Source organism: Spiroplasma ixodetis, from assembly GCF_040369795.1.
GTDB lineage: Bacteria > Bacillota_I > Bacilli_A > Mycoplasmatales > VBWQ01 > Spiroplasma_E > Spiroplasma_E ixodetis_B.
This window is the reverse complement of record NZ_AP028955.1, coordinates 458,297-481,356: the sequence shown is the minus strand read 5'-3', so window position 1 is coordinate 481,356 and position 23,060 is coordinate 458,297. Positions and strand designations below refer to the sequence as shown.

The window sequence follows — 23,060 nt, the reverse complement described above, 5'->3', positions numbered from 1 at the left end:
AAACACTAATAGTAATAATAAAGTATACAAGATAAAAATATCATAATTTTTTAAAGATAATAAAAAAGTTTCTTTATTTAATAGTTGAAAAATTAAATATTAAAAGTGATTGGGAATTCCAATCACTTTTAAATTTAGATTATTAATCTTGTCATTTTAATTTGAGAGCAGCAATTCCCATAAAAATTGCTATTATTATTAAACTAATACCTCCATATAAATACATTTCTCATGTCATTTTAAATGTTCCATTTCAACATTCAAAATAAGGCAAAGTAGAGTATTTAAATGGTGAGAAATAACTAATAATATTTAATACTTTACTACTTGTAATTCAATCAATAGGCATAATTGAGCCACTTAAGTAAGCGACAGGTAAATATACTACGTTGGCAACAGCAATAAATGAAGTAATAGTCTTAAATAATGATGCTAACATTATTCCTAAACAAATAGTAGTAATAAAAATAATAATAATTCATGGAATCGAAGCACCAATTTGAGTAGGAAGAGCAATAACACTTCACCCATACTTACCACCAAAGTAAATGCCACCTCATAATAATGTTCATAAGAAAGAAATTATTGAAGCAAATACACCGATGATAATTACAGCATTAACAAAAAATAAAGGATGAATATTAGTTGCACCAATTCTTTTTAGTAATACAGATAATTTAAATTCAATAATTGTTTGAGGAATAATAAATATTCCAACTGAAATAATATTAACAATCGCAATACCAGCAATCATTTGTTTAACGGCAGTAATGGTGCCAACAACATCAGCACCAGTATGCCGTATTGATTCTCCTTGAATTCCCAAGATTAGAATTGGATAAACAATTAGAAAAAATGGGACAAAGAAGCCTTTTAGATAATATTTAAACATTAAATTCAATAACGGTATTTGTTTAGAAGGACGTGTTTTTGCTGCATTTACAATTTTGTTTGGATCTTGCTGACCTTTTTTCTTAGATAATGTTTCTTTTTCTGCAGCAATAGTAGGTTTTTTATATTTTTGAAATTGTTGAGATGTATAGTTATGAACTGAACCATATTCTTTAACAACCTCTTTAACAGTCCGTTTTTCAATAATGTCACCATCGTGCATATAAATGATACGTGTACAGAAATTTTCAATTTCACTCATGTTATGAGTGACTAAAATCATTGCTACATTTTTTTCAACAATATTTTTTTGTAAAAAATCAAATATTTCTTCCTTAACTTCAATATCTAAACCAGTTGATACTTCATCTAAAATAACCAAGTCAGGTTTATGAATAACACTTAATAATATATTAAGTCGTTGTTGTTGACCACCAGATAGAAACATAATATTTTTATTTTTAGCAGCTGATAATTGATAGGTATTTAATAATTCATTTAATTGACCAACATTGATTTCGATATTAAATGTTTCTAAATAATAAGTAAGCATATCCATAATAGTAATCCCTGGTGGATATTTTGATTCTTGAAATTGGAAACCAATAACAATACCTTCTTTTTTTTCAATAACTCCTGAAGTTGCATGTCTAATACCAGCAATAATTTCTGTCAGTGTTGACTTACCACTACCATTTGCACCAATGATTCCAATTCGCTCACCAGCTTTAATTTGAATATTTAATTTATTTAAAACCGTTTTATCACAGTATAATTTAACAATGTCAGTAGCATTAATTAGAAAGTCACTATTTTTAATTCTTTTTTCATGTGTTGTTTCTGTTAAATTTGTTTTGGCTTCTTTTTCTAACATTTTTTATTTCATCTCCTTTCAATCTAAACTACTATTTTCACTATCTAAATTTGGTTCTATTAGATCATTATATATCATTTTGCTGCTGTTAACAATTAAAATATGAGTAAATCATTTTTATGGATGGGTTACACTTTATTGGACACTAATTACGTAGACAAGTGAACAAATTAGTTAAAAGAAAGGAATTATAATTATGGCCAATATTAACTCATATTAAGATGAATTTAAAAAACAAATAGTAGCTTTATATCAAAGTGGTAAGCCAGTGTCTTGTCTTGCTAAAGAGTACACTGTTACAAGAGCAGCTACTTATCATTGAATTAAGCAATTTACTAATTAAGGCAGTTTTAAAACCAAAGATAACCGTTCTGTTGAAGAAAATTAATTAATTAAATTAAGAAAAGAATTAAAACAATTAAGAATGGAAAATAATATTTTAAAGCAAGCAGCACTAATAATATGCATAAAATAGAAATTATTACTAAAAATAAAGTTAAATATAAAATTCGTACAATGTGTCGTTGAGGCTTTTTAAAAATCTGTGCATCTTTTTACAAAGTTACTAGTTTAGGGATTAAGGTAATGTTTAGTAATCTGTGTAACTTACAAAAATAACTATGTTTAATTAATTCTAGTAAATAAAATTAAATAAATAGAAAGAGTGAGTTACTTATGTCTAAAAAACAAAATATTAATAATAATGATCCAATATCAAAAGCAGTAGATTTATTACTAGAAAATACTGAAGATTTAACAACAGTTTTTAAAGAGGGAGGTTTATATAAAGAATTAACAAAAAGATTAGTTGAAAAAATGTTGAATTCTGAAATGCAAAATTATTTAGGATATGAAAAAAATCAACATAATAATAGTGATAATGCTCGTAATGGTATAAGTTCAAAAAAATTAATAACTCAACAAGGTAAAATTGAGATTAATGTACCACGAGATCGTAATAGTAATTTTGAGCCAGTAATAGTTGCAACAAGACAAAGAAGATTTGATGGTTTTTATCAACAAGTTCTTTCATTATATGCCAAAGACATGACTTTATCAGATATTATAGCTAACTAAAGTAATGTTTACTCATAAATAATGTAAAATAATAATATGTAATTTAAACATTTTTTGAATTTAAAAGTACAATTCAGCAATATTTAAAATAGATTAGGAAGATTAAATTATGCCAAAACCATACAGTGAAGACTTACGAAGAAAAGTAATAGAAGCCTATGAAAGTAAAAACATGAAAATTAAAGAAATTTGTAAAGTGTTCAATATTACTAGAAAGACTTTATTATTATGAAGAAAAAGAAAAAAAGAAACTGTGCATATAAAACCAATTTTGAATTATCAAAAAGGACATAGCCACAAAATAAAGGATTTAGAGGAATTAAAAAATTATTTAGCGCAAAATAAAGATGTTACAGTTCAAAAAGTGATTGAAAAATTTGGTGATATGACTAAAGAAACAGTTTATAACTATTTCAAAAAACTAAATTATAAATATAAAAAAACTTTTTTATATGAACAAAGATATAAAAATAAACAAGAATATTTTTTAAAAGAAATATCTAAAATAATGAATGAAGATTTAGTATATATTGATGAATCTGGAATTGATGATAATGAATTTTATAAATATGGTTGATCTGAAAAAGGTAAAATATTATTTGATAATAAAACCGCATATAAAATAAAAAGAATGAGTATAATTGGTTCACTAAATAAAGGTAAATTAAAAGCCCTATGAGCATTTGAAGGACATTGCAACAGTAAAATTTTTGAATCATATGTAAAAAATATACTAATTCCAGTATTAAAGTGTGGACAAATTATAGTTTTAGATAATGCAACGTTTCATAAATCTAAATTAACACAACAATTAATTGAAAATGCTGGATGCAAACTATTATTTCTTCCACCATATTCTCCTAATTTAAATCCAATTGAAAATTTTTGATTTGCTATAAAACATAATATAAGAAAAATATTACCAAATTATTGGCCAAATATTAAAAAAGCGATTGATTTTATTTTTCAAGATATGAGTAAACATTACTTTAGTTAGCTATATGTGCAGCTTCTTTTTCATATAAATGAATATTATGTTTTGAAACTTTTATGTGTGTTCGGAAAGTTCGTCGGATGTGTTTTCATGCAGATTCAATCTGGTTTGTGTTTACACCTGTTGATGACACATACCCAACTTCATTATTTACGATTTCATGTTTGTGATAGAAGTTTTTGAAAATTACATATCCCTTCCAAGAATCCGTAAATAGACAACACCAAGTAGAAATGTGTTTCAATGCAAATCATAAAAGGTTTTTCTCATCTGCTTTTTTCAATACTTTCACAATTAGTTTGTTTCTTGTTTTCTCATAAACTCCAACAATCAAGGTTTTATTCAACAAGGATCTTCCTTGTTTTTTAAAACCTACATGTGAAAGATACATTTCATCCATCTGCGCTGTGGCATCATCAATGAACCCTGCATCTTGATTCCAAATTCTAGTTCTGATTTCATAACCCATTCTTCAAGATGTTTTATATGTCACACCCAATTTCCTTGCAACATTTGTTGATGGGATGCCATGCTTTGTGTTTATTCATCTAAAGATGAGATAAAACCAAGATGTCAAAGGTGTTTGTGACTTGTGAAAAATGGTGTCATGAAGAATACTAAATGTTTGATGACATTTCAAACATCTTATTCTTCTCAAATCAGAAACATTCAAACTAGAAGAAGCACACCTGATACATTTCATTACTTTCAACTTCGCTATATATTTTAAACAATCGTTTTAATTTTGAAATATGCTATTGAATTCATTTAAATTAATTTTTTCCTCCAAAATAGTAAATGTGGGGATAATTTCCTAATTTAATTAACAAATATTTAGATTTGCTAGTTTTATTGTTTGAAGTTAGAAAATCTATCCGTTATATTTATTCGTCCGAGTTTAACGCGTGAGACAAAAGTACAGGCATTTGCAAAAAGTTTTGGTAAAATTTGAGATAGTAATAAAAGTAAAACATTTGAAAATATTCAAAAAGAGTTAAGTAAAAAATTTGAAAAAAATAAACAAGATGTAAAAAATCAAGAATTTTCAAAAATTTATGCTCAAAAAGTTCAACAATGAAATGAAAATTGAAACGAAACAGTTAAATTTTCACAAAATTTAAAACCTAGAGATATCAGCAAAATAAAAGAAGTTTTTAATGAAAGTGATGTAACTAAAAAGCATATGTGTGATGGTTTTTTTTATAAACCAAAACAAGCATGAGAAGAATTTCAAGAAGAAAAAAACAATTGAAAATGTAAGAAATTTATTTGAAAATCATGAAAAAAATGATAATCTTGAAAGAGAAGATATTAGAAAGAAATCACCAATTAAAAATATGTGAAGAGCAAGTTTATAATTTAAAAAAGGAGACACATTATGGATGAAAAAGCAAAAGTAGATAAAATACTCACTAAATCAGCTATGCAAAGAGCTAAAGATATGAAAGAAAGACTAGCACAAAAAGCTGAGAAAGCAGCACGTGAAAAGGAAAAAGCAGATAGCGCTAAAAAAGATCAGAAATCAAAAAAACATATTTCATTTTCAAAATAAATAGTTTTTTAAAAGTCGGTAATGTTTAGTAATCTGTGTAACTTACAAAAATAACTATGTTTAATTAATTCTAGTAAATAAAATTAAATAACTAGAAAGAGTGAGTTACGTATGTCTAAAAAACAAAATATTAATAATAATGATCCAATATAAAAAGCAGTAGATTTATTATTAGAAAATACTGAAGATTTAACAACAGTTTTTAAAGAGGGAGGCTTATATAAAGAATTAACAAAAAGATTAGTTGAAAAAATGTTGAATTCTGAAATGCAAAATTATTTAGGATATGAAAAAAATCAACATAATACTAGTGAAAATGATCGTAATGGTATAAGTTCAAAAAAATTAATAACCCAACAAGGTAAAATTGAGATTAATGTACCACGAGATCGTAATAGTAATTTTGAGCCAGTAATAGTTGCAAAAAGACAAAGAATATTTGATGGTTTTGATCAACAAGTTCTTTCATTATATGCCAAAGGCATGACTTTATCAGATATTAGAATGCAGTTACAAGAGTTATATCATGGTGCTAATATTAGCGAAAGTGTTATTAGTCAAATTACTGATGATGTTATTGATGATGTTAAAGCATGACAAAATCGGCCATTAGAAAGTGTTTATCCGATTGTTTATTTTGATTGTATAGTAGTTAAAGTACGACAAGATAAACGCATTATTAACAAATCAGTTTATATAGCACTAGGAGTTGATTTAGAAGGTAAAAAAAGATATTTTAGGTTTATTAATTAGTGAAAATGAAGGTTCTAAGTTTTGATTATCTAATTTCACAGAAATGAAAAATCGAGGCTTAAATGATATTGCTTGTAGTGACAATTTAACAGGAATGTCAGAAGCAATACAATCAGTTTATCCTAAAAACGAACATCAATTATGCATAGTTCATCAAATTAGAAATAGTTTAAAATATGTTTCATACAAACATAGAAAATCACTAGTTACAGATTTAAAACCAATTTATAGTGCATGTAGTGAAGAACAAGCAATGCAAGCTTTAGAATCTTTTGAAAGTAAATGAAATAAACAATATCCTCAAATTGCTAAATCATGATATAAAAATTGAGATAATTTAATGTTTTTTATTAGTTATCCTGCAGAAATCAAAAGAGTGATTTATACAACAAATGCTATTGAATCTGTTAATAGTCAATTACGAAAAGTTATTAGAAATAAAAAAGTTTTTCCAAATGATATGGCAGTTTTTAAAATATTTTACTTAGCAATTGAAAATATAACAAAAAAATGAACAATGCCCATTCAAAATTGAAATACAGCAATTGCTCATTTTATGATAAAATTTGAAGATAGAATTAATCTAAACTAGTAACTTTGTAAAAATATACACAGTTTTTTAAAAAGCCTCTAAAAGTCTACTGATAAATAAAATAAGTATTACCTAACTTTTTTTATGTTAAAGTTTTAATAAATTTTAGAACTTCATCATAGTTTGGTTCTAATGTTACTTCTTTAACAATTTGTAAATATATAACTTTGTTATTTTTATCAATAATGCTAATAGCACGTGCTAATAATTGGATTTCATCAATTAATAAATTAGTAGTATTACTAAAATTATTTTCATTATTACGATAATCACTTCAAATATGAAAATTATTATTCATTTTTAGTTTTTCACAAAAGCGATTTTGAGCAAATGGCAAATCTTTCGAAATACTAATGATAACTAAATCTTTTAATTTATTGGCCTCTTTATTAAAGTGTATAGTTTGTAAAGCACAAGTTTTAGTATCAATGCTTGGTACACTAGAAATAATTTTAAATTTATTAGTGAATTGTTCCAAATTCATATTATCCATTGTTTTATTAACTGCAGAAAATGATAAAGTATCTCCAACTTTGATTATTTCATTTTTAATATGAACGGGTTTACCTTTAATTGTTAATTGCAACATAATATTTTTTCTCCCTTTTTATCAAATGTATTTATAATATTATTATAACTAAATTTATTAAAGATAATCTATTAAGGAGTAACAAAGTGTTAAAAATTTTAAATAAATTTAAAATTGTGATTGAAGAATTTAAAGTGGTTTTTAAAGCAGTGGGGGCTAAACACATTTATAAAAATAAAAGAACAATTATTAAAAGTATTGCGCTATTTTTTATTCCATTTTTATATGCGTTTATTGCTTTATGAGCTTTTTTTAATCCATTGGGAAATATTAATCATTTACCAATTGCTTTAGTTAATAATGATAGTTCTGCAGTAGGAATTAATCGCGTTATTAATAGACATAATTTAAATTTGGATAATGAAAATCCTAATAGTAGTGGTGCTTATGAATTTAAAATTAATGATTTACAAATTAACAATGAGAAAAAAACATTTACTGTTTATTATTATGATGATTGAAAAAGTTATTATCAACATCAAAATGACAAAACTTTTTTAACTGAAATTATTATTGATAGTTGTTTTACTAAGGATTTTAATGATTTTTTTAAAAAAACTTTTAAAGTAGTTATTGAAAATATTAAAACTCCAGAAAGAATTTGGAATCTTATTAATCAAATTACTATTAGACCAAAAATTAGTTTACAAGCTTCATATAAAGTTAGTCCGATTTTAGGTGAAATTAATGATTTTGCTTTAAATGCATTAAAAGATAATATTTTTAGTAAGTTTTTACCTCTTGTTATTAGTGATCAAGTATTTGATTATTGAGATAAAGATGCTTCTGATTCAGGTTATCAGCATTTACAACCAATTTTAAAAGAAATTTATGATATTCTTTCAATTGCTGTTCCTGGTTTAGGTCCTCATGATGAACAATTTAATGCTAATATTGATAGTGTAACAAGCAACAGAGATATTAAACATATTAAAGTTTTAGAACATGATTATTGAATGAATCATACTTTATTGGCAACTATTAACTTTATTAATTTTAATATTAATATTGAAGGTCAAGATAAATCTCCTTATGGATTTGGTTTAGGACCATATTTCATGTGTATTGGAATGTGAGTAGGTACTTTATTATTAACTTTTACTTTTATTAGAAATAAAGATATTCCAAAAACTAAATTTTGATCAAACTATTTAGCTAAATCAGCATGAATGATTATTTTTGGTTTAATTCAGTCAACAATTTTAGTAACTTCATTATTACTATTATTTAATAATATTGATTTATGACAACGTTTTTGACAAATGTTTTTATACATGTGATGAATAGCAATTATTTTTGACTTGGTTGTTCAATCAATTGCTCACATGTTTCGTAATCATAATTTAGGTAGATTTTTAATTGTTATTCTTTTAATATTACAACTTTCTTCATCAAGTGGTACTTTTCCTGTTGAATTAGAACCCAAGTTTTTTCAAGTAATGTATAATTTTTTACCATTTAGTTATGCAATAAAAGGACTAAGAGAAATTCTTATTAATCCTAATCCAATGACTATTTTATGAAGTATTGGTTGTTTATTAATATTTATTATTATTTTAGTACCATTATCATTGTTACTTAATTGATGATATGATCATAAAGATGCAAAAAATCAAGTTGGAAATAAAAAAATTAAATTAGTTGTTAATAATTCTTCATCATTAAAAAATAAAACTACTAATGATGAAAATTAAACATTATATTTTTAGGTTTCCTTTTTTATTAATATTTTCTAATAAAAATAGAGTACTTTAAAGAATGTTATATATTATTTTTTCAAAAAAAACTTAAATTAAGTTCTACATAAATTATATTTATGTAGAACTTAATTTATAAAATAAAAAACATAAAAAAGTAAAAGAAGAAAATGACTTATGTATTAAAAAATTATTAATAATGTTACTATAACATATTTTGCTAGTTAAGGGGCTATGCTTTCAATTAATGCTCATGTTTCTAATAATAAATTAATTAAAATTTCTTTTGTAATAACCACGAAACATTTTCAAAATTGGAAGGAGTAAGTGGTGTAATTTAATTAATAACTAGCGAACAAAAAGGCAATGTTTATTATGTTTAGAAATATATGATATATTCATATAGTTTAAAGATAATTTTATGATGTATTGTTAGTTGTTTAATAGTAAAAATAAAAGTACTTTAATTATTAATCAAAGTGGAAAATTTTCTTAGCCCACACTTTATATATAATTTGATAAAATAGACTTAGAAAATATTAGAGTTAGGAGTAGAAAATGAAGAAAATTATTTTAAATCCAAATATTTGTGCTGATGAGATTGAACTTACTATTAAAAAACAAGGATGAGAAATTATTGATAAAAAATATGATTTTTATCAACCATACATTAGTATTTTTGATAATTTAAATTATGAAGCAAAAGTAGATTTATATATTGCTTTTAAAACTGCAGGTAACTTTGTTCATAAGGTATATTGCTATTTTTTAGAATTTGATACAAATAATATTTTTAAAATATCAGAAATTAAATCACCAGAACATCCTAAGGGACAAATGACAACACGAGTTGCTGATTTTAAGTATTATAAAACTACTGGTAATCTAGGTTTTACTCCTTATAAAAGTGCAATATCTGGTCAACCATATAACTTAAGTCATAATTATCACAGTTTTTTTAATTCATTAATTGAATCAGAAGCAAGAAATGAATTAAACTATGTTTGTATTTTATTAAAATATGATAATCATGCTCGAAGCAAGAAAAGACTTCGATATTTTGTTAATTCGTATAAAAAGTTTATTAAATCATTTCTTTTTAAATTTGAAAAATTTGAAATTAGAAAAACACGTGCTTTTTTAAGAATAGAAATATTAAAAGGACAAAAAAAGAAAAAAGTTAGCAAGCCCGCAAAGCGAAACGTTATTAAACCTAATAATACTGAAACCGTTATTATTGAAGGTAATTTAAAAACTATTTTTGATCATAAAAATATGACTGTTAAAGTTATTAAAGAAACAGATAATATAGAAAAATCTACTTTAGAATCTAAAAATAAACTTAAAAATAGTAATCAAAAAAATAAAAAATAAATGTTGATAAACCTTCACTTAAAATTGTTAAAGAAGTGTTATAATTATTTATAAAAGGGAGAAAGTATTTATTATGCTACTAAGTTTTATTTTATATACAACTTCATTTGAATCCGAACACTTAGATTATTTTTTAGCAAAGATTTTTGTAAATAAAAAAACTAATTTTGAAGTTGTTGTTGTTGATGATGGCATTAACAATGAAAATTTGGAGATATTTAGTAAATATTTTAAATTATATCCACAAAATTTAAAAATGATTACTAATTATCAAGTATCAGGTATTGCCATTAGTCGTAATCTTGGTCTTAAATATATTTCCGGACAATATGTAGTTATTTTAAATCCAACTGAAATTCTTAGCGTTAATTTTGTTGAAACAGTTAATAAAATTTTAGATAATAATAAAGATTTAGATTGTATTGAATATTGTGTTCGTTATGAATTTGATATAAATAATGTTTTTCATTCAACAATTAGAACTGAAGTTAATAAATTATATAATTTAAATACAACACAAGGAAAAATAGTCTTTGCTTTAACAACACCAGTTTTAACAACAAAAATCATGAAAGTCAGTATTATTAATGAATATAATTTACAATTTCGTAAAGAAATCCAATTTGATAGTTTATTTTTATACTCATTTTTAGCACATTGTAAAACATATTATGCAATTAATGAAACATTATTAACATCTAAAAATAACACATTGGAAAATGATAATATTTTTGAACTAATGCATCAATGAATACATATTTTAAACTATTATAATAATTATAAAATTAAAAAAGTTTTATATGAAGAGTTGGAATATGCTTTTGTTAGATACTATCTATATACTCTTTTAAGATTTATTAGCATTTCTAAAAAACCTGCATTAATTGAAAAAACATATAATCGTGTCAAAGAAATTATTGAATTTAAATTTAAAAATTTTAAAAAAAATTCTTATTTTAATACTATTAATCCAAATGATAAATTTACCACTTATGCTCCTGATCTAAGTACTTATTTTAAGAAATATTTTAAAGATAATAATATTAGAGATGATTCAAAATATTGAGAGTAAAAAAATGAATATTAAAAAATTAGATACAACCGAAACATATATAATAACTAAAACATGAAAACGTATTATTGCACGTATTTTTGACGTGATTTTTGTTAGTTTAATCCCATTAATAATTGGATTAGCAATCCATTATTTAGATAATAAAGGTAATCAAGAATCATGACAATTAATAATTATTTTTATTATTAATATAATTATTGTTATTATATATTTTGTTATTATCCCATGAAAATGTAAGGGCCAAACTTTAGGAAAATTAATTTTTCAAATAAGATTAGTAAATGAAAAAAATCAAGATTTAAAGTTAAAACATTTTTTTTATCGTGAACTATTTTTAGTTTTTATTCCTCTATTATTAACCACTTCAATAATTCTTTTTATGAAATTGACTTTTAATGAAAACATTGCTACTATTAATAGTAATAGTACTTTAAATTCTTGATTAAATATTCTTATTCGTTCTGTAGTTAGTTTTGATTTTGCTTGGTATTGCGGGATTATGATCGTCACTAAAATTGATAAATATCATCAGCTATTCTTTGATCGTAATCATAAAACTTTTGTCATTAACAAGAAACCGCTTGCAACTAATAAACGGAAGATATCAACTAACGTTAATGATCCGCATATTCATTTAGTTTATTCTCGTCCAGGAAATATTAATGATGACGAATTAGAAAATATAAACAGTCTTTAATAGTATATACTCTTACTAACTTAAGGATAAATAACATGGATAAAACAAAACTTTTAGACAATCTAAATGAACAACAACTACAAGCAATTATTAATGTTGATGGCCCATGTCGTATTATTGCGGGGGCTGGAGTTGGAAAGACGCGGGTTATAACATATAAGATTGCTTACTTAATTAATGTAATTAAAATTGCTAGTGAAAAAATATTGGCATTAACTTTTACTAATAAAGCAGCACGCGAAATGAAAGAACGAATAATGCAACTTTTAAACAATATTAACATTAATGTTAATATTGTTACTTATCATGCATTATGTGCCAAAATATTAAGAAGAGATATTCATCATTTAAATATTAATAATAATTTTAATATTATTGATCAAGAAGAACAACGAAAAATATTAAAAGATATTTTTCAAAAAGAATTTTCACATAAAGCTGAATTACAGGAGTTAAGATTATTAAGTTCTAATATTTCTAACTGAAAAAATAATTATCTTTCTCAAGATGAATTATTAGCTGATTATCAAAATCAAGATGAGTGAATTTTACGTATCAAAGTTTTTGAATCGTATAAAAAATATCAATTTATTAATTCATGTTTAGATTTTGATGATTTATTATTATTAGTTGAACGTCTATTTAAAGAATTTCCACATATTTTAACAAAATGAGAAAAGAAATTTGATTTTATTTTAGTTGATGAATTTCAAGACACTAATGATATTCAATATAATATTTTATTGTCACTTGCTAAAAATCATAAAAATATTACTGTAGTTGGTGATCCCGATCAAACTATTTATAGTTGAAGAGGAGCAAATATTAATTTAATATTGAATTTTACTAAACAATTTCCTAATACACAAACATTTATTTTAAATCAAAATTATCGTTCAACAACTAAGATTTTAAATACAGCTAATAGTTTAATTAAAAATAATGTTCAACGTATTGAAAAAGAACTGTTTACTAAAAATGATCTTGGTAATGATATTGTTATGTATCATGCTAGTAGTAGTGATCAAGAAGCACATTGAGTTGCAACAACTGTTAAAAAAATTCATTTAAAATATCATTTAGATTTGAATAAAATTGCTATTCTTTATCGTAATAATTATTTATCAAAAGATTTAGAACAAGCCTTGATTAATAATAATATAAATTATAAAATTTTTGGTGGTTATAAATTTTTTGAACGTAAAGAAATTAAAGACATTTTGGCATATTTAAAAATTATTGTTTGAAATGATAATATATCAATGATTAGAATTTTAAACGCAACACCTAAAATTGGACCAAAAGCTATTGATAACTTATTATTACTTGCTAATGAACAATCACTAACTTTAAATGAATACTTATTTAAATTTCAGTATGGATTACCAAAAAATTATCGTCAACATTTAAAACCTTTAATTAATTTAATTAATGATATGCAAACTAATATCAAAGATGTTACTTCTTTACATAACATGGTTGAAAATTTATTAAATAAAACTAATTATTTAAAAAAACTAGAAGATAATCTTGAAAAAGAAAGAATTGAAAATGTTCAACAATTATTAGAACAATTTCTTGAATATGATAGTAGTAATAATGAATTACAAGGCGAAGAATTATTAACGTCATTTTTACAAGAAGTAAGTTTATATACTGATTTAGATGAAAATAGTGCTAATAAAGCCGTTAATTTAATGACAATTCACAGTGCTAAAGGTTTAGAATTTGATGTTGTTTTTATAGTTGGCATTAATGAAGGTATTTTGCCTGGAATAGGTAAATCTAGTATAGAAAACTTAGATAAAATTGAAGAAGAACGACGACTTTTTTATGTTTCAATTACTAGGGCAAAAAAATGATTATTTTTATCTAGTGCCGGTGGATATTCATATATCTTGGATCGTATGAAACAACCATCTCGTTTCTTAAAAGATTTAGATCTTAAATATTTAAAAATCATTAATAACGAACATCAAGAAATGGCAGCAACTTATCAAAATCGTAATCATTCTAAATTTAATTACTATAAAGCTGATAATAAAGATAAGGTTGAAATAACTAATAATTGAAATGTTGGAGATATAATTATTCATGAAATTTTTGGCAAAGGTATTATTACTAAATTAATTGGTGATAAAATTCAAGTTGTTTTTCATAAAAATCATGGTGGTATTAGAATTATTAGTTCTAATCATAGTGCTATTAAAAAATTTGTAGGTAATGTCTAGTAATCTGTGTAACTTACAAAAATAACTATGTTTAATTAATTCTAGTAAATAAAATTAAATAACTAGAAAGAGTGAGTTACGTATGTCTAAAAAACAAAATATTAATAATAATGCTCCAATATCAAAAGCAGTAGATTTATTACTAGAAAATACCGAAGATTTAACAACAGTTTTTAAAGAGGGAGGTTTATATAAAGAATTAACAAAAAGATTAGTTGAAAAAATGTTGAATTCTGAAATGCAAAATTATTTAGGATATGAAAAAAATCAACATAATACTAGTGAAAATGCTCGTAATGGTATAAATTCAAAAAAATTAATAACCCAACAAGGTAAAATTGAGATTAATGTACCACGAGATCGTAATAGTAATTTTGAGCCAGTAATAGTTGCAAAAAGACAAAGAAGATTTGGTGGTTTTGATCAACAAGTTCTTTCATTATATGCCAAAGGCATGACTTTATCAGATATTAGAATGCAGTTACAAGAGCTATATCATGGTTCTGATATTAGTGAAAGTGTTATTAGTCAAATTACTGATGATGTTATTGATGATGTTAAAGCATGACAAAATCGGCCATTAGAAAGTGTTTATCCGATTGTTTATTTTGGTTGTATAGTAGTTAAAGTACGACAAGATAAACGCATTATTAACAAATCAGTTTATATAGTACTAGGAGTTGATTTAGAAGGTAAAAAAGATGTTTTAGGCTTATGAATTAGTGAAAATGAAGGTTCTAAGTTTTGATTATCTAATTCCACAGAAATGAAAAATCGAGGCTTAAATGATATTCTTATTGCTTGTAGTGACAATTTAACAGGAATGTCAGAAGCAATACAATCAGTTTATCCTAAAACCGAACATCAATTATGCATAGTTCATCAAATTAGAAATAGTTTAAAATATTTTTCATAAAAACATAGAAAATCACTAGTTACAGATTTAAAACCAATTTATAGTGCATGTAGTGAAGAACAAGCAATGCAAGCTTTAGAATCTTTTGAAAGTAAATGAAATAAACAATATCCTCAAATTACTAAATCATGATATAAAAATTGAGATAATTTAATGGTTTTTATTAGTTATCATGCAGAAATCAAAAGAGTTATTTATACAACAAATGCTATTGAATATGTTAATAGTCAATTACGAAAAGTTGTTAGAAATAAAAAAGTTTTTCCAAATGATATGGCAGTTTTTAAAATATTTTACTTAGCAATTGAAAATATAACAAAAAAATGAACAGTGCCCATTAAAAATTGAAATACAGCAATTGCTCATTTTATGATAAAATTTGAAGATAGAATTAATCTAAACTAGTAACTTTGTAAAAAGATACACAGATTTTTAAAAAGCCTCAATTTGTATAAATTTATTTTTATTAAAAATGTCTATTTTTTGGACATTTTTAAGTATTTTTAATTAATTTCTTATAAAAAATTACTTTTTTATAAGAAATTTTTTATTACATATTAATTTTTTTAAGTATAAAATTAGAATTAAGATTTATTTTAATGAAAGGAAAAAAAGTAATTATGATAAAAATAAATTTAGAAGCGTGAAAAGGTTTAATTCGTAATTGAATTGAAGTTAACCCTAATCGTGATGGTGAATCAGTTAGTAATAAAGTTAAACAACATGCTAACTATTTATTCCAACCTTATTATGATGGAGGATTATGAACAGGAACAACTCCTAGAGACTTAATTAATGGTAAAGAAATTATATTACATGATGGTAAAAAAGTTTTTAATAAAATAAAAGGAGGCTTTTTAAAAATCTGTGTATCTTTTTACAAAGTTACTAGTTTAGATTAATTTTATCTTCAAATTTTATCATAAAATGAGCAATTGCTGTATTTCAATTTTGAATGGGCATTGTTCATTTTTTTGTTATATTTTCAATTGCTAAGTAAAATATTTTAAAAACTGCCATATCATTTGGAAAAACTTTTTTATTTCTAATAACTTTTCGTAATTGAATATTAACAGATGCAATAGCATTTGTTGTATAAATCACTCTTTTGATTTCTGCAGGATAACTAATAAAAACCATTAAATTATCTCAATTTTTATATCATGATTTAGCAATTTGAGGATATTGTTTATTTCATTTACTTTCAAAAGATTCTAAAGCTTGCATCGCTTGTTCTTCACTACATGCACTATAAATTGGTTTTAAATCTGTAACTAGTGATTTTCTATGTTTGTATGAAACATATTTTAAACTATTTCTAATTTTATGAAATGTGCATAATTGATGTTCGGTTTTAGGATAAACTGATTTTATTGCTTCTGACATTCCTGTTAAATTGTCACTACAAGCAATAAGAATATCATTTAAGCCTCGATTTTTCATTTCTGTTAAATTGTCACTACAAGCAATAAGAATATCATTTAAGCCTCGATTTTTCATTTCTGTTAAATTAGATAATCAAAACTTAGAACCTTCATTTTCGCTAATTCATAAACCTAAAACATCTTTTTTACCTTCTAAATCAACTCCTAGTGCTATATAAACTGATTTGTTAATAATGCGTTTATCTTGTCGTACTTTAACTACTATACAATCAAAATAAACAATCGGATAAACACTTTCTAATGGCCGATTTTGTCATGCTTTAACATCATCAATAACATCATCAGTAATTTGACTAATAACACTTTCGCTAATATCAGCACCATGATATAACTCTTGTAACTGCATTCTAATATCTGATAAAGTCATGCCTTTGGCATATAACGAAAGAACTTGTTGATCAAAACCATCAAATCTTCTTTGTCTTTTCGCAACTATTACTGGCTCAAAATTACTATTACGATCTCGTGGTACATTAATCTCAATTTTACCTTGTTGGGTTATTAATTTTTTTTAATTTATACCATTACGAGCATTTTCACTAGTATTATGTTGATTTTTTTCATATCCTAAATAATTTTGCATTTCAGAATTCAACATTTTTTCAACTAATCTTTTTGTTAATTCTTTATATAAACCTCCCTCTTTAAACACTGTTGTTAAATCTTCAGTATTTTCTAATAATAAATCTACTACTTTTGATATTGGAACATTATTATTAATATTTTGTTTTTTAGACATACATAACTCACTCTTTCTAGTTATTTAATTTTATTTACTAGAATTAATTAAACATAGTTATTTTTGTAAGTTAGACAGATTACTAAACATTACCTAGTTTTGCATCCAGCATTTTCAATTAATTATTGTGTTAATTTAGATTTATGAAACGTTACATTATCTAAAACTATAATTTTTCCACGCTTTAATACTGAAATTAGTATATTTTTTACATATGATTCAAAAATTTTACTGTTGCAATGTCCTTCAAATGCTCATAGGGCTTTTAATTTACCTTTATTTAGTGAACCAATTATACTCATTCTTTTTATTTTATATGCGGGTTTATTATCAAATAATCTTTTACCTTTTTCAGATCAACCATATTTATAAAATTTATTATCATCAATTCCAGATTCATCAATATATAACTAACTAAAGTAATGTTTACTCATATCTTGAAAAACAAAATCAATCGCTTTTTTAATATTTGGTCAATAATTTGGTAATATTTTTCTTATATTATGTTTTATAGCAAATCAAAAATGTTCAATTGGATTTAAATTAGGAGAATATGGTGGAAGAAATAATAGTTTGCATCCAGCATTTTCAATTAATTGTTGTGTTAATTTAGATTTATGAAAAGTTGCATTATCTAAAACTATAATTTGTCCACGCTTTAATACTGGAATTAGTATATTTTTTACATATGATTCAAAAATTTTACTGTTGCAATGTCCTTCAAATGCTCATAGGGCTTTTAATTTACCTTTATTTAGTGAACCAATTATACTCATTATTTTTATTTTATATGCGGATTTATTATCAAATAATCTTTTACCTTTTTCAGATCAACCATATTTATAAAATTCATTATCATAAATTCCAGATTCATCAATATATAACTAACTAAAGTAATGTTTACTCATATCTTGAAAAACAAAATCAATCGCTTTTTTAATATTTGGTCAATAATTTGGTAATATTTTTCTTATATTATGTTTTATAGCAAATCAAAAATGTTCAATTGGATTTAAATTAGGAGAATATGGTGGAAGAAATAATAGTTTGCATCCAGCATTTTCAATTAATTGTTGTGTTAATTTAGATTTATGAAACGTTGCATTATCTAAAACTATAATTTGTCCACGCTTTAATACTGGAATTAGTATATTTTTTACATATGATTCAAAAATTTTACTGTTGCAATGTCCTTCAAATGCTCATAGGGCTTTTAATTTACCTTTATTTAGTGAACCAATTATACTCATTCTTTTTATTTTATATGCGGGTTTATTATCAAATAATCTTTTACCTTTTTCAGATCAACCATATTTATAAAATTCATTATCATCAATTCCAGATTCATCAATATATAATAAATCTTCATTCATTATTTTAGCTATTGCTTTTAAAAAATCTTCTTGTTTATTTTTATCTCTTTGTTCATATAGAAAAGTTTTTTTATATGTATAATTTTGTTTTTTGAAATAGTTATAAACTGTTTCTTTAGTCATATCACCAAATTTTTCAATTACTTTTTGAACTGTAACATCTTTATTTTTCACTAAATAATTTTTTAATTCATCTAAATCATTTATTTTGTGGCTATGTCCTTTTTGATAATTCAAAATTGGTTTTATATGCCCAGTTTCTTTTTTTCTTTTTCTTCATAATAATAAAGTCTTTCTAGTAATATTGAACAATTTACAAATTTCTTTAATTTTCATGTTTTTACTTTCATAGGCTTCTATTATTTTTCTTCGTAAGTCTTCACTGTATGGTTTTGGCATAATTTAATCTTCCTAATCTATTTTAAATATTGCTGAATTGTACTTTTAAATTCAAAAACTGTTTAAATTACATATTATTATTTTACATTATTTATGAGTAAACATTACTTTAGTTAGCTATATATGCCCAGTTTCTTTTTTTATTTTTCTTCATAAGAATAAAGTCTTTCTAGTAATATTGAACACTTTACAAATTGCTTTAATTTTCATGTTTTTACTTTCATAGGCTTCTATTACTTTTCTTCGTAAGTCTTCACTAGACATATTCCGTAAATAAATTTAATCAATTGTCAATAATAATATTTATAAATTTTTTAGTGTTAATAATTATAGAAGTTAATATTTTTAAAAAAATACTTTAAAAATAAATTTATATTTCAAACACAAAAATTGTTAATATTATTTTTATATTAACTTGATAAAAATTTAAATTTTTAAAAAAATATTTTTAATATTTTTTTATTTTAATGGTTTTGTTTTATTAAAAATTTCACAAAGTAAGTTAAATCTTAAGTACATAAGTCTAAATATACTTTTTCTACATTTATTTATTAAAATTTTGAATCTTTTTAATCAAGCAAAAACATGTTCAATTTTAATTCTAATTTTTGAAATAATTTTATTGTAGATTTTTTCTTTTTTATTTAATTTTTTATTTTTAGTTTTTTTAATAGTGTAATATAGTATTTTTATAAATATTTTGTATTCCTTGATATCCCAAATCACCAATAATTATTGTTTTTTCTGAAAATTCAAGATTTGAATTTTTTAATATTTGAAAATCATGTACTTTTCCATTATCAGCAAAAATATCAACAATTTTTTTATTAAAAAAGTCATATATAATTTGAAATTTTATAGAAAAAATTCAACTTTTACCAGAAAAATATTCTAACTGTAGTTTTTTGTAGTTGGTCTTTCAATTTCAATTTCAGTTTAATCAATTAAATAAAATTGAAATTCATTTAAATCTTCTTGTTTTTTCTCAATTTTTGATTTATATTTTGTTTTTAAAAACTGATAATCTTTGTCATCACTAAGTTTATTTTCTACTCAAGTAATATTTCGAAAACAACTTGATGCACTCATTTTAAATTTAATACTCATTTGGAAAAAAGTATAATATTCTTTTCAGTATACTAAAGTCATCATCAATCTTTCTTCAACTGAAAGTTTATATTTTCTACCTTTAGTTTTTTTTAAATTTTCTATTTCAATTAATTTTGTTAACATTTCATCAAAATGAAAACGTTTTATACCAAAATATCTATAAAATTGTTCATTTTTTAATTTTTTTAAATTTTCAAAATTCATTTTTATCAAAACCTTATTAATTTATTAATAAAGAAATTATAAAATAAATTTTAAATTATTAATTGACTTTTAAAAAATTTATTTACGGAATATGTCTATTGTAGCATTTAAATAAAAATACTGCACTAACTATTCTCAGTTATTTTTAATTTTTTTATTAGTAAAAATTTCAACTTCAAAAACAGCAAATTCTTTGCGAACCTTTATAACTTTAAATGAAAAATTTCGAAATTTTAAAAGTGGACTATTTTTCCTTACTTTCTTTACTTTTGTTTTGAACATATATCATTCTTGGACAGTTTGTTTATTATAATTTGGAGGTTTTCTTTTTAAATAACGTTTAAATAATACTTCAAGTTTTGAAGAACCATCAACACGAAACTTATGTGTTCCTATTTCTTGTATCAATCCAATTTCATCAGTTTCATCATAAATTTCACCAACTAATTCTTCAAGAATATCTTCAAGTGTAATAATACCATTAAAATCTTTTTTATCTTTATTATTGCAGACAATAGCTATATGCATTCTTTCTGTTTGTAAAATTTCCAATGCTTCATTTAACTTAGTACGCTTAGAAATAAAAATTGCTGGTAACATTAATTGTAATAAATCTGGATTTTCATTTTCTAACATATTAATAATAAATTCTTTAATATTTAAAATACCAATTACATTTTGATTAACATTATCTAAAACAGGAATTCTACTATATTTTTCTTCTAAATATAGATGTTTAATAACTTTAGGTGGCGTATCATCATAAATATATTTAATTTTACTTTTGGGATGCATAGCTTGAAAAACTGATTTTTCATCAAATTTAATTGCAGATTCAATTAAATCACGTTCTGCTTTTTCAAGAACTCCTTCTCTTTCAATTATTGAAATCAATTCAATAAGTTCTTGTTCAGAACTTGTTGGTTTTTTACTTTTAAATTGAAATAAAGTAACAATAAAAGTTATTGGATAAAAAATAATATTAAGAATATACAAAATATATGCATAATTTAAAGCTATTGTCTCAGGATGTAATTTTGCAACACTTTTAGGTATAATTTCACCAATAATTAAAACAACAATCGCCGAAACTAAAGTTGATATTAAAGGACCATAAGTAGGAGAAACATGAAAAGAATCAATAAATAATATGGTACTTAAAGTACCAATTCCAACATTAATTACTGTGTTACCAAGTAAAATTGTTGTTAAAGTTACATTATAATTTTTAACTAACTTAAATACAATATTAGCACGACGACTTTTCTTACTACGTAATTTACCAATAGATTTAATTCTTATAACATTTAAAGAAGTTAATGATGTTTCAGCAGATGAATAAAAACCGCTTAAAAATAATAAAACTAGCAATATTATTAAATAAATATACCAATTACTGTCCATATAGAAAAAAAACTACTCCTTTTGATTTTTATATTGTTATTAAGATTATAACATAGTATACTTAGTACGTTATATTTAATTATTAATTTATTAGTCATATAACTTTATGATATTATATTGAAGGTGATGAAAATAAATGCGTAAAAAATTTGGACTAATAGCAGCCTTAATAATAGGCACAACAACCAGTTTACAAGTTAGTGCTTGTACAGATGATTCAAAATATCAAGAATTTATTGGTGATGTTAATAGTGGACATGCTTTTTTCGGCATCCTTGGTGCTGCTGATAATCCACTTTCTAAGCAAATTATTGACGGTTTACACACAATGCAAATCAAAAATAATAATGTACCAAGTAAATGAGATAACTGATTAACAGAAAAGAAAACTGAAATAAACAGTGTTACTACTAATGGAACTATTGATATTAAAATTTATGAAAAATCTCCTTATGCCAACCCTAGTAGTGATATTGTTAACCAATTTTGAAATGATAAAAAAATTAGTTGACAACAACAAATTTATCATTGACTACTTGACCATAAAATTTCTGATAATAGTTCAGCACCTGTTGCTGATTCAGGTGTCAAGGAAATTCAAAATCCTGTTGATAAAGAAAGGGCATTTAAAGATTTACCAATTGTTTTTATTGTTAATAAAGGTAAACTAATAACTGTTGGTCAAGAATGAGGGACTATTGATGGTCCAAATCAGTTTTTTGATCAACTAACAGCTTTAATCACAGGTAATCTATTAAAAACTGCTGCTAAAAAAACTATATAATTTTTAAAAGAAGATATATAATTATCTTCTTTTACTTTTTTATTTCTTAATATTTTTTATTCCATTTTTTATAAATTGATATAACTAAAATACGTGTTTATTTTTTATTGTATTTTATTTATAAGGTGCTAAAATTTTAGTAGATAAGCAGATTTAGTAAAAATAACAATAATTCTAAACATTTCGGGCGCATTAATTTAATAGATAGATTTAGAAATAACAAAGAACGATAGTTATATCGTTCTTTTTTTGTTAAAAGATTAAAACTTCATAAAAATTTCGTAGAAGTC

At 23.5% G+C, this 23,060-nt stretch carries 21 protein-coding genes and 3 pseudogenes; 13 read left to right on the top strand and 11 right to left on the bottom strand.

Going from position 1 to position 23,060, the window contains the following annotated elements:
- Nucleotides 1-142: 142 nt before the first annotated feature.
- Nucleotides 143-1,765, bottom strand: coding sequence for an ABC transporter ATP-binding protein/permease (locus ABWV63_RS03410; RefSeq protein WP_353306815.1), 1,623 nt, complete (start codon nt 1,763-1,765; stop codon nt 143-145).
- Between the two features lie 675 nt (nt 1,766-2,440).
- On the opposite strand from ABWV63_RS03410, the gene ABWV63_RS03405 reads away from it, so the two are divergent.
- Both ABWV63_RS03405 and ABWV63_RS03400 read left to right on the top strand, forming a co-directional pair.
- Nucleotides 2,441-2,842 (top strand): transposase, encoded by a 402-nt coding sequence (locus tag ABWV63_RS03405; protein WP_353306814.1) that lies wholly within the window; start codon nt 2,441-2,443, stop codon nt 2,840-2,842.
- A 109-nt stretch (nt 2,843-2,951) separates the two neighbouring features.
- Nucleotides 2,952-3,839, top strand: a complete 888-nt coding sequence (locus ABWV63_RS03400; protein ID WP_353306813.1) for an IS630 family transposase — start codon at nt 2,952-2,954, stop codon at nt 3,837-3,839.
- On the opposite strand, the gene ABWV63_RS03395 is transcribed toward ABWV63_RS03400, so the two are convergent.
- Nucleotides 3,832-4,539 carry an IS1595 family transposase gene (locus ABWV63_RS03395; RefSeq protein WP_353306812.1) on the bottom strand — a complete coding sequence of 236 codons (708 nt, stop codon included), beginning with the start codon at nt 4,537-4,539 and terminating at the stop codon, nt 3,832-3,834. The genes ABWV63_RS03400 and ABWV63_RS03395 overlap by 8 nt on opposite strands.
- 153 nt (nt 4,540-4,692) lie before the next feature.
- Here ABWV63_RS03395 and ABWV63_RS03390 point away from each other — a divergent pair, with 153 nt between their 5' ends.
- The 3 genes and pseudogenes from ABWV63_RS03390 to ABWV63_RS03380 all read left to right on the top strand — a co-directional run bounded on the left by ABWV63_RS03390 (nt 4,693) and on the right by ABWV63_RS03380 (nt 6,733).
- Nucleotides 4,693-5,130 carry a hypothetical protein gene (locus tag ABWV63_RS03390; RefSeq protein WP_353306811.1) on the top strand — a complete coding sequence of 146 codons (438 nt, stop codon included), beginning with the start codon at nt 4,693-4,695 and terminating at the stop codon, nt 5,128-5,130.
- A gap of 84 nt (nt 5,131-5,214) precedes the next feature.
- Complete coding sequence (locus ABWV63_RS03385; RefSeq protein WP_353306810.1) at nt 5,215-5,388, top strand: hypothetical protein; 174 nt, start codon at nt 5,215-5,217, stop codon at nt 5,386-5,388.
- Between the two features lie 165 nt (nt 5,389-5,553).
- Nucleotides 5,554-6,733 (top strand): annotated as a pseudogene (locus ABWV63_RS03380) (IS256 family transposase).
- 82 nt (nt 6,734-6,815) lie between these two features.
- Here ABWV63_RS03380 and tpx read toward each other — a convergent pair.
- Nucleotides 6,816-7,322, bottom strand: coding sequence for a thiol peroxidase (gene tpx / locus ABWV63_RS03375; RefSeq protein ID WP_353306809.1), 507 nt, complete (start codon nt 7,320-7,322; stop codon nt 6,816-6,818).
- Between the two features lie 86 nt (nt 7,323-7,408).
- Here tpx and ABWV63_RS03370 point away from each other — a divergent pair, with 86 nt between their 5' ends.
- From ABWV63_RS03370 to ABWV63_RS03340, 7 genes and pseudogenes are all read left to right on the top strand, one after another.
- Nucleotides 7,409-9,016, top strand: coding sequence for a YhgE/Pip family protein (locus ABWV63_RS03370; protein ID WP_353306808.1), 1,608 nt, complete (start codon nt 7,409-7,411; stop codon nt 9,014-9,016).
- A gap of 561 nt (nt 9,017-9,577) precedes the next feature.
- Nucleotides 9,578-10,393, top strand: coding sequence for a hypothetical protein (locus tag ABWV63_RS03365; protein WP_353306807.1), 816 nt, complete (start codon nt 9,578-9,580; stop codon nt 10,391-10,393).
- Nucleotides 10,394-10,466: 73 nt separating this feature from the next.
- Nucleotides 10,467-11,465 carry a glycosyltransferase family 2 protein gene (locus ABWV63_RS03360; RefSeq protein ID WP_353306806.1) on the top strand — a complete coding sequence of 333 codons (999 nt, stop codon included), beginning with the start codon at nt 10,467-10,469 and terminating at the stop codon, nt 11,463-11,465.
- 4 nt (nt 11,466-11,469) lie between these two features.
- A complete protein-coding gene (locus tag ABWV63_RS03355; RefSeq protein WP_353306805.1) occupies nt 11,470-12,165 on the top strand; it encodes an RDD family protein in 696 nt (231 codons plus the stop codon).
- 35 nt (nt 12,166-12,200) lie between these two features.
- Nucleotides 12,201-14,396 (top strand): UvrD-helicase domain-containing protein, encoded by a 2,196-nt coding sequence (locus ABWV63_RS03350; RefSeq protein ID WP_353306804.1) that lies wholly within the window; start codon nt 12,201-12,203, stop codon nt 14,394-14,396.
- Nucleotides 14,397-14,478: 82 nt separating this feature from the next.
- Nucleotides 14,479-15,717: pseudogene (locus ABWV63_RS03345) on the top strand (IS256 family transposase).
- Between the two features lie 215 nt (nt 15,718-15,932).
- Nucleotides 15,933-16,214 carry a hypothetical protein gene (locus ABWV63_RS03340; RefSeq protein ID WP_353306803.1) on the top strand — a complete coding sequence of 94 codons (282 nt, stop codon included), beginning with the start codon at nt 15,933-15,935 and terminating at the stop codon, nt 16,212-16,214.
- On the opposite strand, the pseudogene ABWV63_RS03335 reads toward ABWV63_RS03340, so the two are convergent.
- The 8 genes and pseudogenes from ABWV63_RS03335 to ABWV63_RS03300 all read right to left on the bottom strand — a co-directional run bounded on the left by ABWV63_RS03335 (nt 16,201) and on the right by ABWV63_RS03300 (nt 21,986).
- A pseudogene (locus ABWV63_RS03335) lies at nt 16,201-17,496 on the bottom strand (IS256 family transposase). The gene ABWV63_RS03340 and the pseudogene ABWV63_RS03335 overlap by 14 nt on opposite strands.
- A 122-nt stretch (nt 17,497-17,618) precedes the next feature.
- Nucleotides 17,619-17,885 (bottom strand): transposase, encoded by a 267-nt coding sequence (locus ABWV63_RS03330; RefSeq protein WP_353307164.1) that lies wholly within the window; start codon nt 17,883-17,885, stop codon nt 17,619-17,621.
- Between the two features lie 21 nt (nt 17,886-17,906).
- Complete coding sequence (locus tag ABWV63_RS03325; RefSeq protein WP_353307163.1) at nt 17,907-18,359, bottom strand: IS630 family transposase; 453 nt, start codon at nt 18,357-18,359, stop codon at nt 17,907-17,909.
- Nucleotides 18,360-18,380: 21 nt separating this feature from the next.
- On the bottom strand, nt 18,381-19,268 hold the full coding sequence (locus ABWV63_RS03320; protein WP_353306802.1) for an IS630 family transposase: 888 nt from the start codon (nt 19,266-19,268) through the stop codon (nt 18,381-18,383).
- A 117-nt stretch (nt 19,269-19,385) separates the two neighbouring features.
- Nucleotides 19,386-19,532 carry an IS630 transposase-related protein gene (locus ABWV63_RS03315; protein ID WP_353306801.1) on the bottom strand — a complete coding sequence of 49 codons (147 nt, stop codon included), beginning with the start codon at nt 19,530-19,532 and terminating at the stop codon, nt 19,386-19,388.
- Nucleotides 19,533-19,727: 195 nt separating this feature from the next.
- Nucleotides 19,728-19,994 carry a transposase family protein gene (locus tag ABWV63_RS03310; protein WP_353306800.1) on the bottom strand — a complete coding sequence of 89 codons (267 nt, stop codon included), beginning with the start codon at nt 19,992-19,994 and terminating at the stop codon, nt 19,728-19,730.
- Between the two features lie 210 nt (nt 19,995-20,204).
- On the bottom strand, nt 20,205-20,582 hold the full coding sequence (locus tag ABWV63_RS03305; RefSeq protein WP_353306799.1) for a transposase family protein: 378 nt from the start codon (nt 20,580-20,582) through the stop codon (nt 20,205-20,207).
- A 129-nt stretch (nt 20,583-20,711) separates the two neighbouring features.
- Nucleotides 20,712-21,986 (bottom strand): hemolysin family protein, encoded by a 1,275-nt coding sequence (locus ABWV63_RS03300; protein ID WP_353306798.1) that lies wholly within the window; start codon nt 21,984-21,986, stop codon nt 20,712-20,714.
- A gap of 136 nt (nt 21,987-22,122) precedes the next feature.
- Between ABWV63_RS03300 and ABWV63_RS03295 the strand changes: the two genes are divergently transcribed.
- Complete coding sequence (locus ABWV63_RS03295; protein WP_353306797.1) at nt 22,123-22,770, top strand: hypothetical protein; 648 nt, start codon at nt 22,123-22,125, stop codon at nt 22,768-22,770.
- Nucleotides 22,771-23,060 lie beyond the last annotated feature (290 nt).